General features: G+C 72.8%; 12 protein-coding genes. 8 read left to right on the forward strand and 4 right to left on the reverse strand.

What is annotated here, in order from left to right; translation table 11 throughout:
- Positions 1-95: 95 nt before the first annotated feature.
- Complete coding sequence (locus IEZ10_RS26350) at positions 96-1,244, reverse strand: PrsW family intramembrane metalloprotease (protein WP_189249191.1); 1,149 nt, start codon at positions 1,242-1,244, stop codon at positions 96-98.
- A gap of 211 nt (positions 1,245-1,455) precedes the next feature.
- On the reverse strand, positions 1,456-2,412 hold the full coding sequence (locus tag IEZ10_RS26355) for a heme o synthase (protein ID WP_189249192.1): 957 nt from the start codon (positions 2,410-2,412) through the stop codon (positions 1,456-1,458).
- 394 nt (positions 2,413-2,806) lie between these two features.
- On the opposite strand from IEZ10_RS26355, the gene tkt reads away from it, so the two are divergent.
- The 6 genes from tkt (at position 2,807) to pgl (ending at position 11,184) form a co-directional block, all read left to right on the forward strand.
- Positions 2,807-4,840, forward strand: a complete 2,034-nt coding sequence (tkt, locus tag IEZ10_RS26360; protein WP_229811670.1) for a transketolase — start codon at positions 2,807-2,809, stop codon at positions 4,838-4,840.
- A gap of 2 nt (positions 4,841-4,842) precedes the next feature.
- A complete protein-coding gene (tal, locus tag IEZ10_RS26365; RefSeq protein ID WP_189249194.1) occupies positions 4,843-5,946 on the forward strand; it encodes a transaldolase in 1,104 nt (367 codons plus the stop codon).
- A 5-nt stretch (positions 5,947-5,951) separates the two neighbouring features.
- The gene (locus IEZ10_RS26370) at positions 5,952-7,580 is read left to right on the forward strand and encodes a phosphoglucose isomerase-related protein (protein ID WP_189249195.1); all 1,629 of its coding nucleotides are present in this window, start codon (positions 5,952-5,954) and stop codon (positions 7,578-7,580) included.
- Positions 7,581-9,293: a glucose-6-phosphate dehydrogenase gene (gene zwf / locus IEZ10_RS26375; RefSeq protein WP_229811659.1), complete on the forward strand. Its 1,713-nt coding sequence runs from the start codon at positions 7,581-7,583 to the stop codon at positions 9,291-9,293. It begins immediately after the preceding gene.
- Complete coding sequence (locus IEZ10_RS26380; protein WP_189249196.1) at positions 9,294-10,208, forward strand: glucose-6-phosphate dehydrogenase assembly protein OpcA; 915 nt, start codon at positions 9,294-9,296, stop codon at positions 10,206-10,208.
- 202 nt (positions 10,209-10,410) lie between these two features.
- Positions 10,411-11,184, forward strand: coding sequence for a 6-phosphogluconolactonase (gene pgl / locus IEZ10_RS26385; protein WP_189249197.1), 774 nt, complete (start codon positions 10,411-10,413; stop codon positions 11,182-11,184).
- 77 nt (positions 11,185-11,261) lie between these two features.
- Here the strand turns inward: pgl and add are convergent, their stop codons facing one another.
- Positions 11,262-12,302 (reverse strand): adenosine deaminase, encoded by a 1,041-nt coding sequence (gene add / locus IEZ10_RS26390; RefSeq protein ID WP_189249198.1) that lies wholly within the window; start codon positions 12,300-12,302, stop codon positions 11,262-11,264.
- A gap of 175 nt (positions 12,303-12,477) precedes the next feature.
- Here add and IEZ10_RS26395 point away from each other — a divergent pair, with 175 nt between their 5' ends.
- Positions 12,478-13,164: an alpha/beta fold hydrolase gene (locus IEZ10_RS26395; RefSeq protein WP_189249199.1), complete on the forward strand. Its 687-nt coding sequence runs from the start codon at positions 12,478-12,480 to the stop codon at positions 13,162-13,164.
- Between the two features lie 180 nt (positions 13,165-13,344).
- On the opposite strand, the gene IEZ10_RS26400 is transcribed toward IEZ10_RS26395, so the two are convergent.
- The gene (locus tag IEZ10_RS26400; protein WP_189249200.1) at positions 13,345-14,463 is read right to left on the reverse strand and encodes a GNAT family N-acetyltransferase; all 1,119 of its coding nucleotides are present in this window, start codon (positions 14,461-14,463) and stop codon (positions 13,345-13,347) included.
- Positions 14,464-14,628: 165 nt separating this feature from the next.
- Here IEZ10_RS26400 and IEZ10_RS26405 point away from each other — a divergent pair, with 165 nt between their 5' ends.
- A complete protein-coding gene (locus IEZ10_RS26405) occupies positions 14,629-16,029 on the forward strand; it encodes an NAD(P)/FAD-dependent oxidoreductase (protein WP_189249201.1) in 1,401 nt (466 codons plus the stop codon).

Raw genomic sequence — 16,029 nt, forward strand, 5'->3', positions numbered from 1 at the left:
GGACGACGGCGGGGTTCCGCCCAGGTCTCCCGTACGGGCCGTCCGGCGGCCGGTACACGGGCGACCGGCCGCCCGGCGGGCCCCGTACGGACGGCTCAGCGGCCGGGCGGGGATGTCCGCGCGGGCGCCGGGAAGGAGGCGCGGGCGCCGGCGATGCACCGCAGCAGCGCCTGCTGCTCCTCGTCGAACGTCCGCTCGTCGATCACGCCGCGCCGGGCCCGCTCGTGCAGCAGCCCCAGCTCGGTCGCGGCGAGCTGGAAGTCGCTCATCGCCCGCAGTCCGGCCCGGCCGCCGTGGTTCCTGGCCCAGTCGCGCGCCTCGCGGCGGGCCGGCAGCGACGACAGCATGAAGACGTCGTACGGGCCCACCAGGCCGGTCGGCTGGTAGGCGGGCAGGTAGGTCTGGATCAGGGCGACGATGCGCTTGCGGTCGCGGAAGACGATCACGATGAGCACCACCAGCACGACCATCAGCAGCAGGTAGGCCACGGCCAGGCCGGCGATGCCGGCGTAGGTGGTGAAACCGTTCCAGATGCCGTGCAGCAGCATCGCCCCGGCCCAGCCCGCCAGGACCACCCAGGTCTTGCCCGGACCGCGGCGCAGCGCGGCGTAGGCCACCGCGACGCCGATCATCGAGGTGAACAGCGGGTGGGCGAACGGCGACAGCACGCCCCGCAGCACGACCGTCACCGCCAGGCCGTGCGCGCCGGCCTCCGACAGGGCGGCGATGTAGTAGCTGACGTTCTCGCTCATCGCGAAGCCCAGGCCGACCATGCTCGCGTAGATGACGCCGTCGGTGGGCCCGTCCAGCTCGGCCCGGCGGAACCGCAGCAGGCCCAGCAGCACCAGGCCCTTCATCGTCTCCTCGACCACCGGTGCGCCGAAGGTGGCCGCGACGGCGCGGGCCGCGCCCGGGCCCAGCTGGGCGGCGTTCTCGATGTAGAGCAGGTTGAAGGAGTTGATCAGGCCGGCGACCAGCACCGCCACGCCCGCGCCCCAGGCGAAGGCGAAGACGAGGTTGCTGCGCGGCTCGGGCTCCATGCGGTCGAGCGCCAGCACGGCCGCCAGCAGCACCGGCACGGGCGCCAGGGCCAGGGCCAGGGCGATGAAGAAGTACACCGGGTCGCCGTTGAGCACGTCGAAGGAGAACGACGCCAGCGCGCACAGCCCGGTCACGACGAGCCCGGAGATCAGCGCGACGGACGGGCGGTCCCTCAGCACCCACCGGGGGTCACGGCTCGCCATGTGGCAACCGTAACGGAACAACCACGACGTGTCCCAATCCCGCCCCCTCCGGGGGCCTCCCTGGCCGCGAGCGGTCATCTCCCCGGCTCCGTACGGTCACCCGGAGGCGGCCCCCGCCTCGGGCGCCGTACGGTTCCGCCCCCGTACGGTTCCGGCCCCGTACGGTTCCGCCCCGTTCCCGCCCCGGACGACCCGGCGCGGGCGGGCCGGATCAGACGAGCATCGAGTCGATGGCGACGGTGAGGAAGAGCAGCGCCAGATAGGCGTTGGACCAGTGGAAGAAGCGCATCGGGCGCAGGTCCACCCCGGTCTTGCCGGCCTTGACCCGGCCGAGGAGGCGGTAGACCTCCCACAGGCAGGCGCCGCCGAGGACGGCCGCCACGACGGGGTAGAGCAGGGTGGTGTGGGCCACCGGCCACAGCAGCAGCGAGCACAGCACCGTGGCCCAGGTGTAGGCCAGGCTCTCCAGCACCACGCGGCGCTCGGTGGCGACCACCGGCAGCATCGGGACGTTCGCCGCGGCGTAGTCCTCCCGGTAGCGCATGGCGAGGGTCCAGGTGTGCGGGGGCGTCCAGAAGAACACCACCCCGAACAGCACCACGGGGGCCCAGCCGACGTCGCCGGTGATGCCCGCCCAGCCGATCAGCACCGGCATGCAGCCGGCGATGCCGCCCCACACGACGTTCTGCGGGGTGCGGCGCTTCAGGAGCATCGAGTAGACGAACACGTAGAACAGGTTCGCGGCCAGTGAGAGACCCGCCGCGAGCCAATTCACCGCAAAGCCCAGGCCAAGAGTGGACAGCACGCCGAGGGCGACGCCGAAGATCAGCGCGTTGCCCGGCGGGACCTGCTCGCGGGCCAGCGGCCGGCGTCGGGTGCGGCGCATCGCCGCGTCGATGTCGCGGTCGATGTAGCAGTTCAGCGCGTTGGCGCTGCCCGCGGACAGGGTGCCGAAGACCAGGGTGGAAACGGCCGTCCACAGCGGGGGCAGGCCCCGCGCGGCCATGAACATCACCGGCAGCGTCGTGATCAGCAGCAGTTCGATGATCCGCGGCTTGGTGAGGGCGACGTATGCCTTCACGACGGCGCCGAACGAGCGCGGAGCGGCGGACGCCGCGGCGCCCTCGCGAAGCGGGGCCGTCGTCGGTTGCTTGTCGGTCAGCACCATCTAAGGCGCTTCCAGCACGTGCGGGGTCAACGCGTAACCTCTGATTAGAGCGGATCCGTGAATGCGGGCACCAGCCAGCCTTGAGGTCTCAACTGTAGTTGCTGAGAGGGGCGGTCCCGGCACAGGGTGCGGAAAGCGGCGTGAGCGGACGGCCGCGGGGGGTTCCCCGGGAGTCGTCCGCGCTGGTGAGCGCCCGGCGGAGCCGCCGCCGATCGGCCTGCGCGACGCTGAGGAGGCCGACCCGTTAGGGTCCGGTGTGGGCGGGAAAAGCCAAACCGGCGCCACCATCACACGACTAGATCCGGAGATCGAGCACTTGAGCAGCGAACTCGTGCCAACCCTTGAATGGAACGACCTCGACCGCAGGGCGGTCGACGTCGTACGGGCTCTGGCGATGGACGCGGTAGAGAAAGCGGGGTCGGGCCACCCCGGCACCGCCATGAGCCTGGCCCCCGCCGCCTACCTCCTGTTCCAGAAGGCGATGCGGCACGACCCCTCCGACCCGACGTGGGTGGGGCGCGACCGGTTCGTCCTCTCGGCCGGTCACTCCAGCCTCACCCTGTACATCCAGCTCTTCCTGTCGGGCTACGGCCTGAGCCTCGACGACCTGAAGTCGCTGCGGCAGTGGAACAGCCTCACCCCGGGTCACCCCGAGTACGGCCACACCGCCGGCGTGGAGACCACCACCGGCCCGCTGGGCCAGGGCATCGGCAACGCCGTGGGCATGGCCATGGCCGCCCGCCGCGAGCGGGGCCTGTTCGACCCCGACGCCCCCGAGGGCGCCAGCCCGTTCGACCACATGATCTGGTGCATCGCCTCCGAGGGCGACATCGAGGAGGGCGTCAGCCACGAGGTCAGCGCCATCGCCGCCCACCAGAAGCTGGGCAACCTCGTCGTCGTCTTCGACAGCAACCACATCTCGATCGAGGACGACACCCAGATCGCGCTGAGCGAGGACATCGCCAAGCGTTACGAGGCCTACGGCTGGCACGTCCAGACCGTCGACTGGACCGGCGACGGCGAGTACAGCGAGGACGTCGAGGCGCTGAACCAGGCCCTGGAGGCCGCCCGCGCCGAGACCGGCAGGCCGTCGTTCATCCGCCTGCGCACCATCATCGGCTGGCCCGCGCCCAACAAGCAGAACACCGGCAAGGCCCACGGGTCGGCCCTGGGCGCCGCGGAGATCTCCGCCACCAAGCAGATCATGGGGATGGACCCGGAGAAGGACTTCGACGTCCCCGCGGAGGTGCTGGAGCACACCCGCAAGGTCGTCGAGCGCGGCCGGGCGGCCCGCCACGAGTGGGAGAGGGCCTACGCGAGCTGGCGGGAGGCCAACCCCGAGCGGGCGGCGGAGTTCGACCGGATCAGCCACCGGCGGCTGCCGGCCGGCTGGACCGAGGCGCTGCCGACGTTCGAGCCCGGCGCGTCCGTCGCCACCCGCAAGGCCTCCGGCGAGGTGCTCAACAGCCTCGCGCCGGTCCTGCCGGAGCTGTGGGGCGGCTCGGCCGACCTCGCCGAGTCCAACAACACCACGATGAAGGGCGAGCCGTCCTTCATCCCCGAGGAATACCAGACCAAGGAGTTCCCCGGCAGCCGCTACGGCCGGACGCTGCACTTCGGCATCCGCGAGCACGGCATGGGGGCGATCCTCAACGGCATCGCGCTGCACGGCGGCACCCGCCCCTACGGCGGCACGTTCCTGGTCTTCAGTGACTACATGCGGCCCTCGGTACGGCTCGCCGCGCTGATGAAGCTGCCGGTCACCTACGTGTGGACGCACGACTCCATCGGCCTGGGCGAGGACGGCCCCACCCACCAGCCGATCGAGCAGCTGTGGGCACTGCGCGGCATCCCGGGCCTGGACATCGTCCGCCCGGCCGACGCCAACGAGACGGCCGCCGCCTGGCGTGCCGTGCTGGAGCACACCGACCGCCCGGCCGGCCTCGCGCTGACCCGGCAGAACCTCCCGGTCTACGAGGGCACCCGCGACCACGACAAGGTCGCCAAGGGCGCCTACGTGCTGGAGGAGGCCTCCACCGGCCAGCCCGCGGTGATCCTCATCGCCACCGGCTCGGAGGTCGAGCTGGCCGTCGGCGCCCGGAAGCTGCTGGAGGAGGAGGGCATCCCGGCCCGCGTGGTGTCCATGCCGTGCGTCGAGTGGTTCCAGGAGCAGGACACCGCCTACAAGCAGCTGGTGCTGCCCTCGTCGGTCCGCGCCCGCGTCGCGGTGGAGGCGGGAATCACGCTGGGCTGGCGGCAGTTCGTGGGAGATGAAGGGGAAGTCGTGGGACTGGAGCACTTCGGTGCCTCGGCCCCCTACAAGACCCTGTACGAGCAGTTCGGCCTGACCGCCGAGCGCGTGGCCGCCGCCGCCAAGGCGAGCCTCGCCCGGACCGGGGCCGACAAGGGCGAGACGACGGGAAACTGATCATGAGCGAGATCCTGAAGAAGCTCTCCGACCAGGGCGTGTCCATCTGGCTGGACGACATCAGCCGCGAGCGGCTGCGCACCGGCAACCTGAAGGGGCTCATCCGCGAGAAGCACGTGGTCGGTGTCACCTCCAACCCGACGATCTTCGCCTCGGCGCTGAGCAAGGGCGACGCCTACGACGCCCAGATCCGCGACCTCGCCGTGCGGGGGGTGGACCTGGAGGAGGCGGTGCGCGCGATCACCACCTACGACATCCGCTGGGCCGCCGACGTGCTGCGGCCGGTCTTCGACGCCACCGACGGCGTGGACGGCCGGGTCTCCATCGAGGTGGACCCGCGCCTGGCCAAGGACACGGCCAAGACGATCGCCGAGGCGCGCGCCCTGTGGTGGCTGGTCGACCGCCCCAACACGATGATCAAGATTCCGGCCACGGTCGAGGGGCTCCCCGCGATCACCAAGGCCCTGTCCGAGGGCATCAGCGTCAACGTCACGCTGATCTTCTCCCTGGAGCGCTACCGCGCGGTGATGGACGCCTGGCTGACCGGCCTGGAGCAGGCCAAGGAGAAGGGCCTGGACCTCTCGGGCATCGACTCGGTGGCCTCCTTCTTCGTCAGCCGGGTCGACACCGAGATCGACAAGCGGCTGGAGAAGATCGGCACGCCCGAGGCCAAGGCCCTCAAGGGCAAGGCGGCGATCGCCAACGCCCGCCTGGCCTTCGCCGCCTACGAGGACGTGATCAACTCCCCGCGCTGGCAGGCCCTCAAGGAGGCCGGCGCCCGCCCGCAGCGTCCGCTGTGGGCCTCCACCGGCACCAAGGACCCCAGCTACCCCGACACCCTCTACGTCGACCAGCTGGTCACGTCCGGCACGGTCAACACGATGCCGGAGAAGACCCTCGACGCCGCGGCCGGCCACGGCCGGATCGAGGGCGACACGATCCGCCCCCTCTACGAGGACGCCTGGAACACCATGGCGGCGCTCAAGGAGGCCGGCGTCGACTACGACGACGTGGTCGCCGTGCTGGAGCGGGAGGGCGTGGACAAGTTCGAGGCGTCCTGGAAGGAACTCCTGGCCACGGTCGAGTCCGAGCTGCGGAAGGCGTGAGGCACATGACGGCATCCGTGACGATCGGCAACGAGCGGCTGGCCGAGCAGGCCGCCGAGGCCGTCAAGGACCTCGTCGCCGCGGGCTTCCACCAGGCGCTGTCGAACGGCGACCCCGGCCTGTGGGGCCCGGACGCGCAGGCCGAGGCGGCCGTCCGCCTCGGCTGGCTCGACCTGCCGCGGAACAGCAGGGAGCTGCTGCCGGAGATCGGCAAGCTGGTCGAGCGGGCCCGCGCCCAGGGCCTGGACCACGTGGTCCTGGCCGGGATGGGCGGCTCCTCCCTGGCGCCCGAGGTCATCACGACCACCGCGGACGTCCCGCTGACCGTGCTCGACACCACCGACCCCGGCCAGGTGCGCCGCGCGCTGGCCGACCGGCTGGAGCGCACGATCGTGGTGGTGGCCAGCAAGAGCGGCGGCACCGTCGAGACCGACAGCCACCGCAGGATCTACGAGCAGGCGTTCCGCGAGGCGGGCATCGACCCCGCCGAGCGGATCGTCGTGGTCACCGACCCGGGATCGCCGCTGGAGCAGGCCGCCATCGAGGCGGGCTACCCGGTCATCCTGGCCGACCCCAACGTCGGCGGCCGCTACAGCGCCCTGTCGGCGTTCGGCCTGGTGCCCAGCGCGCTGGCCGGGGCCGACATCGAGAAGCTCCTCGACGACGCCGAGGCCGTGCGCCCGCTGCTCGCCCAGGCCGAGGGCAACCCGGGCCTGACGCTCGGCGCCGCCCTGGGCGCGGCCGCGGCCGCCGGGCGCGACAAGCTCGTCCTGGAGGACAGCCTCGCGGAGATCAACGGCCTGCCCGACTGGATCGAGCAGCTGATCGCCGAGTCCACCGGCAAGCAGGGCCGGGGCATCCTGCCGGTCGTCGGCGCCGACCCCAACGACACCGATGACGAGCTGGTCGCCGGGATCGAATCCGGCGGCGACGTGACCGTCAGCGGCCCGCTGGGCGCGCAGTTCCTGATCTGGGAGTACGCCACGGCCGTCGCCGGCCGCGTCCTCGGCATCGACCCCTTCAACCAGCCGAACGTGGCCGAGTCGAAGGAGAACACCGCCAAGATCCTCGACCGCGCCGAGCCGCCGGTCGGCACGCCGGTCCTGGTGGACGGCCCGGTGGAGGTCTACGGCGAGGTGCCCGGCTCCTCGGCTCCCAAGGACCTGCCGGAGGTGCTCACCCGGCTGCTGGAGGCCATCCCCGAACGGGGTTACCTCGCGGTCATGGCCTACCTCGACCGGGAGGCCGCGTTCGACGCCCCGCACGCCGAGGGCGCCTCGTTCGAGGAGATGACCGACGCCTGGAGCGCGGCCGACCCGGCCACGCTGCGCGGGCTGCTGGCCGTCCGCACCGACCGGCCGGTGACCTTCGGCTGGGGTCCCCGGTTCCTGCACTCCACCGGCCAGTACCACAAGGGCGGCCCGCAGAACGGCGTCTTCCTCCAGCTCACCGGGGCGAACGAGGCCGACGTCGAGGTGCCGGGCAAGCCGTACACCCTGGGCAGGCTCCAGCTCGCGCAGGCCCTGGGCGACCTGGGCGCGCTGGCCGACCGCGGCCGGCCCGTGGTGCGGCTGCACCTGACCGACCGGGCCGCCGGGGTCGCACGCCTGCTCGAGGCAGCGCGGGAGGTCTGAATGAGCAAGCAGAAAGCGGGGAAGGCCGCCGAGGCGGCCGTTCCCGACGGCACGGGCGACGGGCAGGTCACGCCCGCCGAGCCGCGCGCCGAGACGCCGAAGGGCGACGACCGCCGTACCGAGGACCTGCACACCTCCGACTCGGTGGCCGTCGCCTCGGCGGGGGCCACCGCGGGCACCACCGACGCGGTGGTGGCGGCCAACCCGCTGCGCGACCCGCGTGACAAGCGCCTGCCGCGGGTGGCCGGGCCGTGCGTGCTGGTGCTGTTCGGCGTGACCGGCGACCTGGCGCGCAAGAAGCTGCTGCCGGCGATCTACGACCTGGCGAACCGGGGGCTGCTGCCGCCGGGCTTCTCGCTGGTCGGGTTCGCCCGCCGCGACTGGGAGGACCAGGACTTCGCGCGGCTGGCCCACGACGCCGTCAAGGAGCACGCGCGCACGCCGTTCCGCGAGGAGGTCTGGAAGCAGCTGGCGGAGGGCATCTTCTTCTGCCCCGGCGAGTTCACCGACGACGGCGCGTTCGACGCGCTGGCCATGATGCTCAAGGAGATCGACGAGACCCGGGGCACCGGCGGCAACTACGGCTTCTACCTGTCGGTGCCGCCGAAGTTCTTCCCGGTCGTGATCGAGCAGCTCAAGCGGACGAACCTCGCCGACGGGCCCCCCGGGTCGTGGCGGCGGGTGGTGATCGAGAAGCCGTTCGGGCACGACCTGAAGAGCGCCCGGGAGCTGAACGCCGTCACCAGCGCGGTCTTCCCCGAGAGCTCGGTGTTCCGCATCGACCACTACCTCGGCAAGGAGACCGTCCAGAACATCCTGGCGCTGCGCTTCGCCAACAACCTGTTCGAGCCGATCTGGAACCGCGGTTACGTCGACCACGTCCAGATCACGATGGCCGAGGACATCGGCATCGGCGGCCGGGCGGGCTACTACGACGGCATCGGCGCGGCCCGCGACGTCATCCAGAACCACCTGCTCCAGCTGCTGGCGCTGGTGGGCATGGAGGACCCCACGTCCTTCGACGCCGACGCGCTGCGCCGCGAGAAGGAGAAGGTCCTCAAGGCCGTACGGCTGCCGCAGGACCTGACCCTGGGCACCGCGCGCGGCCGCTACGCCGCCGGCTGGCAGGGCGGCGAGCCGGTCGTCGGCTACACCGACGAGACCGGCATCCCGCCGGGCTCCACGACGGAGACCTACGCCGCCGTCAAGCTGGAGATCGCCAACCGCCGCTGGGCGGGCGTGCCGTTCTACCTGCGCACCGGCAAGCGGCTGAGCCGCCGGGTGACGGAGGTCGCGGTGGTGTTCCAGCGCGCGCCGCACCTGCCGTTCAGCAAGGACGAGACCGAGATCCTGGGGCAGAACGCCCTGGTCATCAGGGTCCAGCCGGACGAGGGCATCACGGTGCGGTTCGGTTCCAAGGTGCCCGGCACGGCCATGGAGGTCCGGGACGTCTCGATGGACTTCGCCTACGGCGAGTCGTTCATGGAGTCCTCCCCCGAGGCCTACGAGCGGCTGCTGCTGGACGTGCTGATCGGCGACCCGCCGCTCTTCCCGCACCAGCGCGAGGTCGAGCTGTCGTGGAAGATCCTCGATCCGATCGAGGAGTTCTGGGCGTCGCAGGGCCCGCCGGAGGAATACCCCTCCGGGACGTGGGGCCCGGCGTCGGCCGACGAGATGATGGCCCGTGACGGTCGCGCGTGGAGGAGGCTGTAGATGGCGAACTTCATGCTCAGCGGCACGACCGCGTCGAAGATCTCCGCCCAGCTCACCCAGCTGCGGCACCAGATGGGCACGCCCGCGCTCGGCATGGTGCTGACCCTGGTGGTCGTCTGCGACGAGAGCAACCAGTACGACGCGGTCCGCGCGGCGACCGACGCGGCCCGGGAGCACCCCTCCCGGATACTGGTCGTGATCGCCCGCGACCCGTCCGAGCCGAACCGGCTCGACGCGGAGATCCGGCTCGGGGAGTCCACCCCGGGCGAGGTGATCCTGCTGCGCCTGTACGGCGAGCTGACCCGGCACGCCGACTCGGTGGTCAGCCCCCTGCTGCTCACCGACACCCCGGTGGTGGCGTGGTGGCCGGGCCACTGCCCGGAGTCGCCGTCCAAGGACCCCATCGGGGTGCTGGCCCAGCGCCGCATCGTCGACGCGCACGCCGCGCCCGACCCGGTCGCGGCGATCATCTCCCGCGCCGAGGGCTATCTCCCGGGTGACACCGATCTCGCCTGGACCCGGCTGACGTCGTGGCGGAGCCTGCTGGCCGCCGCGTTCGACCAGCAGGTCAGCAAGGTCACCGGGGGCACGGTCGAGGCGGCGTCCCGGCACGCCAGCGCCCCGCTGCTGGCGGCCTGGCTCGGCGAGCGCCTCGGAGTCCCGATCAGGGTGGCCGACTCCGCGGGTCCCGGCCTGACCGCGGTCCGGCTGGAGACCCCCGGCGGGGAGATCGCCGTCCTGCGCGAGGACGCCCGGGTGGCCACCCTGCAGCGGCCCGGCCAGCCGGACCGGCAGATCGCGCTGACCCGCCGCCCGCTGTCGGAGCTGCTGGCCGAGGAGCTGCGCCGGCTGGATCCCGACGAGATCTACGAGGCGGCGGTCCGGCGGATCGCCCACGGCGGCCCGGAGTCCTGACGCGGCGGGCGCCCGGCGTTCCCGGGCGCCCGCGGCCGGCCGGTTCCCGCGCGGGGGCGTTCCGCGCCGGGCCCGGCTCAGTGCGAAAGCGCCCCGCGGCACGTCGCGGGGCGCTTTCGCGTCACGGGCCCTTCGGTGGGAACCTGCTGTCGCACGTCCTCATCGCCCGCCGTACTGACTTCGATGTGAAATGAGAGGTTCCGTGAGCGTTCCCACCGTGATCGTCCACCGTGACGCCGACATGCTCGCCAAGGCCGTCGCCGCGAGGGTGATCACCCGTACCGTCGACGCCCAGTCGGCCAAGGGGTCGGCGTCCCTGGTGCTGACCGGCGGCACCGTCGGCACCGCGACGCTGGCCGAGATCGCCGCCAGTCCGGCCCGCGACGCCGTCGACTGGCGCAACCTGGACCTCTGGTGGGGCGACGAGCGCTTCCTGCCCGACGGCGACCCCGAGCGCAACGAGACCGGCGCCCGGCGGGCCCTGCTCGACCACGTCGACGTCGATCCGGCCCGCGTCCACCCGATGCGCGGCCCCGACTCGGGGATGACCGTCGAGGAGTCGGCCGAGGCCTACGCCGAGGAGCTGCGCCGCGCCGCCCGCCCGGAGGACCACGGGCCGGCGCCGTCGTTCGACGTCATGATGCTGGGCATGGGCCCCGACGGCCACGTGGCCTCGCTGTTCCCCGGAATGCCGGCGCTGTACGACGAGCGGCCCGTGGTGGCGGTGCACGGCTCCCCCAAGCCGCCGCCCATCCGCGTCTCGCTGACCCTGCCGGTCATCCGGAACTCCCGCGAGGTGTGGGTGGTCGTCGCCGGTGAGGACAAGGCGGGAGCCGTACGGCTGGCCCTGTCGGAGTCGGGGCCGATGCAGGTCCCGGCGGCCGGGGCCCGGGGCCGGCAGCGGACGCTGTTCCTGCTGGACCGCGCCGCCGCCTCCAAGATCCCCTCCTCCCTGAGCCGCATCTCCTCCCCCTGATCCGCCTTCCCGGCCGGACGCGCGAACCGTCCGGCCGGGCACGGGGCCGCGTACCGGTCACGGCGTTCCCGTGATGGTCAGCGCGCCGGTTCCGGTGCTCCGTGGGCGGCGGTCACGGCGTCGATCTCGGCGAGGAGGGCCTGCTTGCCTGCCGGGTCCAGGTAGGAGGCGACGACGGCGTTGCGGGCCAGCCCGGCGAGCGCCTCCCGGTCGAGGCCGAGGACCTCGGCGGCGGCCCGGTACTCGCCGCGGAGGGTGGTGGCGAACATGGGCGGGTCGTCGCTGTTGAGGGTGACGAACAGGCCCTCCCGGAGCATGCGGGGCAGCGGGTGCTCCCCCAGGTCGGCGATCTGGCCGGTGCGGAGGTTGGAGGTGGGGCAGACCTCCAGCGGGATCCGGGTGTCGCGCAGGTGGGCGACCAGGCGGGGGTCGCCCAGGCAGCCGATGCCGTGGCCGATCCGCTCGGCGCGCAGCCCCTCGACGGCCTCCCAGACGGTCTCGGGGCCGGTCATCTCCCCCGCGTGCGGGACGCTGTGCAGCCCGGCGGCGACGGCGGCGCGGAAGGCGTCGCGGAACGCCTCGCGATACTTGGGGCGCACGTGCTCGGTCCCACCGAGGCCGAAACCTACCAATGCCTGGGGAGGTTCGCCCAGCGCGTGGTCCAGCGTGACGCGGGCGCCCTCGGCCCCGCACTCGCCGGGGATGTCGAAGACGTAGGCGACGCGGACGCCGTGGTCGTCGAGGGCGGCGCGGGCGGCCAGGTCCAGCGCCTCGGTGACCTCCCGCATCGGCATGCCCACGACGTGGTGGGAGTAGGGGGTGACCGTCAGCTCGACGTAGCGGGCGTTCTGCGCGGCGAGGTCCCGGGCGAGGCCGGTCACGAGGGCGGCCACGTCCCCGGGCTCGCGCACCAGGGCGTTGACCGCCTCGTACACCGTGGCGAAGTGCCCGAAGTCCCGGAACCGGTAGAACTCCCGCAGTTCCTCCCCGGTGGTGGGCACCCGGCTTCCGGGGTGGCGGCGCGACAGTTCCAGCACGGTGGGCACCGACGCGGAGCCGACGAGGTGGACGTGCAGTTCGGCCTTGGGCAGCGCGTCGATGTAGGCGTCGATCGTCATGGCGGAGACCCTATGCACCTCTCTTTCCTCAGCGGTAGCAGTTACCGGCGAATCTGCCATTAAAAAGTCAGCTTCATTTTGTCGGTGGCACAGGCTTGACTGGGCGGGCACGGATCCCGGGGTCCCGGCGTCTCACGGGCGCCGGCGGGACGACCAGATCACGAAGGCAGGAAGCATGGCGACATACGTGTTGATCCCCGGCGCCGGATCCGACGCGTGGTTCTGGCACCGGGTGACCCCGCTGCTGCGGGCGCGCGGCCACGACGTGGTGGCGGTGGCGCTGCCCTGCGAGGACGACGCGGCCGGGCTGGCCGAGTACGCCGACGCGGTCGTGGCGGCCGTCGGCGACCGTACCGACCTGGTGCTGGTGGCCCACTCCCTGGGGGGCTTCACCGCGCCGCTGGTGTGCGAGCGGCTGCCGGTCGACCTGCTGGTGCTGCTCACCGCGATGATCCCGGCGCCCGGCGAGCCGCCCGGCGACTGGTGGACCGGCACCGGTCACGCCCAGGCCGTGCGCGAGCTGAACGAGCGCCACGGCCGTCCGGCCGACGCCCCGCTGGACCTGGCCTTCGCCTTCCTGAACGGCGTCCCGCCGGAGATCGCGGCCCAGGTGGAGGAGCACTCGCTGAACCAGTCCGGCACCCCGCTCCTGAAGCCGTGGCCGCTGCCGGCGTGGCCCGACGTGCCGACCCGGTTCCTCATCTGCCGCGACGACCGCCTCTTCCCCGCCGGCTTCCAGCGGCGCGTCGTCCGCGAGCGACTCGGCATCGTCCCCGACGAGATGGACGGCGGCCATCTCGCCCCGCTGAGCCACCCGGAGGAGCTCGTCGAGCGCCTGGAGGGGTTCCGGGCCGCGCTGTGACCACGGGTCGCGCTGTGACCGCAGGCCGCGCTTCGGTCACGAGGCGCGGGCGCGTCGTACGGCGCCCACGGCCCCGCCCCGTACGAGTACGAGCACGACGCGTGCGGGGCGGTGCGGGGTACGCCCCCTTCCGGGCCGGTCCCTGAGATCTCCCGGCCCTGAAGGGGGCGAGCGTGTGGGTCAGGCCGCGGGCACCGCCCGGGACTCCGCGGGTTCCCCGGACGCCGTGGACGCCGTGGACGCCGTGGAAGAGGCCGGCGGAGGAGCGGACGGGAGGGCCGCCGCCGTGACGCCGACCGCGAGCCTGGCCTCCACCACGCCGGGGTCGTCGGTGAGGGTCAGGGTCGCGCCCAGCGAGACCAGGAGCCTGCGCATGCGCGTGTTGCCGGCCAGCATGCTCGCCCGGACCTCGGCGAAGCCCAGGTCGCGGGCCTCGGCGAGGAGGATCCTGGCCAGCGCCGAACCCAGTCCCCGGCCCTGCCAGCGGTCCTCGACGAGCAGGGCCATCTCGGCGATGCCCGGGTCGGAGGTGAACATCAGGCCGGCCAGCGCGATCGCCTGGCCGTCGTGCCCGGCGACCAGCGAGTGGCCGTGCGCGCGGTCGCAGAGCCGGTCGAAGACGCGGTCCGGCAGCGTGGGCACGGGGGTGAAGTAGCGGAACCGGCGTGACTCCGGCGAGCAGCGGTCGTGCAGGTCGCGGATGGCCTCGCGGTAGAGCGGGGTGACCGGGCGCACCTGCGTCTCGGTGCCGTCGGACAGCCTGGCGGTCCGCACCGCGCCGGCCGGCCGGGGGCGGGCCGGCTGGGCGAGCCGTACGAAGGAGGCGGCGCGGGCGGCCTCGGTCATCGTGAAGGGCAGCCCGGCGCGGCGCAGCCGTACGGCGCGGCGCGGCGCGACCGGCACGGTGAGCTGCGTGGGGTCGGGCAGCTCGCTCATGTCGGCGCCGTAGACCCAGCGGGAGTCGTCGGCGCGCAGCAGCTCGCCCAGCAGCTCGGGCAGCCGCCAGGGCTCGGCGCGCAGCCGGGAGGCGAGCAGGAGCGCTCGGGTGGGCTCGTCGGTCAGCTCGTGGGCGGTGGCCGGGACGACCCGCACCCGGCGGCCGCCGGCGGCCTCCAGCGCCTGGCGGACGGTCTCCGGCCCGGCGGGGATGTCGGCCACGAACTCGTCCACGGTGCCGTCCGCGTCGGACTGGACGCTCAGGCCCAGGATGTTGCCGCCCCGCTCGGCGAGCGCGGTGGCCAGCGAGGCGAGCCGTCCGGGCCGCTCATCGACAGTAGTACGAATCCTCAGAAACCCCATCAAAGCTCCCTCCATCGCCATCAGCCTGGCGGAGCCCTGTTACGGCCCCGCTACACCGGAGTGAGCCCGCCGTTACGTCTTGAGGGAGTTGTGGATGATGCGGTTGTACAACGGTTTCCGTGGGGTGATGCGCGCCCCATGACGGATATAGCAGGATATGTGGCCATGAGCACGCGAGTTCCCCTGTCTGGGGACTTTGTCAACGGGGATGTCTCCTTCTGGTACCGCTCCCTCGGCATCCCCACGGCAGGAGAACCCCTCGACGGCGACCGCGAGGCCGACGTCGTGATCGTCGGGGCCGGCTACACCGGCCTGTGGACCGCCTACTACCTCAAGCGGGCCGATCCCGGCCTGCGCGTCACCGTGCTGGAGAAGGAGTTCGCCGGCTACGGCGCCTCCGGCCGCAACGGCGGCTGGCTGGTCGGCGAGCTGGCCGGCACCCCCGAGCGGTACGCCCGGACGCACGGCGTGGACGCCGCCAAGCGGCTCCAGCGGGAGATGTTCTCCTCGATCGACGAGGTCATCGCCGTCGCCGGCAAGGAGGGCATCGACGCCGACATCGTCAAGGGCGGCGTCACCACGGTCGCCACCAACGCCGCCCAGGACCGGCGGCTGCGCGCGCTGCTCGACCACGAGCGCCACTGGGGCTGGACCGAGGAGGACGTCCGGCTGCTGGACCCGGCCGAGCGGGAGAGCCGCCTGCGGGTGGACGGCGCGGTCAGCGCGATCTGGAGCCCGCACTGCGCGCGGATCCAGCCCGCGAAGCTGGTCCTCGGCCTGGCCGAGGTCGTGCGCGACCTCGGGGTGGAGATCTTCGAGCGCACCCCGGTCACCGAGATCGTCCCGCACGAGGCCCGCACGCCGTACGGCACGGTCCGCGCCCGCTACGTCGTCCGCGCCACCGAGGGCTTCACCGCCGGGCTGCGGCAGTACCACCGAGCCTGGCTGCCGATGAACAGCTCGATGATCGTCACCGAGCCGCTGGGCGACCTGTGGGACGCGATCGGCTGGGAGGGCTGCGAGCTGCTCGGCGACATGGCCCACTACTACATGTACGCCCAGCGCACCGCCGACGGCCGCATCGCGTTCGGCGGGCGCGGCAAGCCGTACCTGTACGGCTCGCGGGTGGACGACCGGGGCCACACCCACGCCTGGACGGTCGAGGCGCTGTGGGAGCTGCTGACCGGCATGTTCCCGGCCGTGCGGGAGTCGAAGGTGGCGCACGCCTGGTCCGGCGTGCTGGGCGTGCCGCGCGACTGGTGCGCCACCGTGCACGTCGACCACGAGACCGGCATCGGCTGGGCGGGCGGCTACACCGGCCACGGTGTCACCACCACCAACCTCGCCGGCCGTACCCTGCGTGACCTGATCCTGCGCGAGGACACCGAGCTGACGGCGCTGCCGTGGGTGGACCGGAAGGTCCGCGGCTGGGAGGTGGAGCCGCTGCGCTGGATCGGCGTGCACGCGATGTACGACCTGTACCGCCGCGCCGACGCCAGGGAGAAGGCCGGTCTCGGCCGCACCTCGGCGCTGGCGCGCGTCGCCGACGCCATCACCGGCCGCTAG

Origin of the sequence: Streptosporangium pseudovulgare, assembly GCF_014648055.1 — a bacterium.
GTDB lineage: Bacteria > Actinomycetota > Actinomycetes > Streptosporangiales > Streptosporangiaceae > Streptosporangium > Streptosporangium pseudovulgare.